At 73.9% G+C, this 249-nt stretch carries 1 pseudogene; it reads left to right on the top strand.

Features of this window, described 5'->3' with window-relative positions:
- Window positions 1-249 (top strand): annotated as a pseudogene (locus ACQG3P_RS21185) (tetratricopeptide repeat protein); the annotation flags it as partial.

The raw sequence follows: 249 nt of genomic DNA, 5'->3' as shown, positions 1-249 counted from the left end.
CCGCGAGCAGCAGGCCCGCGACACCCCGGATGCCACGCTGGAAACGCACCCGCAGGAACACCCCCTGTGGATGGCCCGCCTGGCCATCGAAGTGGTTGGCAGTGCCGAGGCCGCCGCCGTGGCCGATCGCGGGATCGCGGCCGTGCCGGATCACCTCCCGGCGCTGGAAGCGCGCCGGCGCCTGCACGACATGGCCGGCGATGCCGCCGCCGCGGAAGCCATTGCGCGTCGGATCATTGCGCTGGAGCC

This window comes from Stenotrophomonas sp. SrG (assembly GCF_050031795.1).
Taxonomy (GTDB): Bacteria; Pseudomonadota; Gammaproteobacteria; order Xanthomonadales; family Xanthomonadaceae; genus Stenotrophomonas; species Stenotrophomonas rhizophila_A.
The sequence above is the reverse complement of the archived record's forward strand: the minus strand, read 5'-3'. Positions and strand labels throughout refer to the sequence as shown.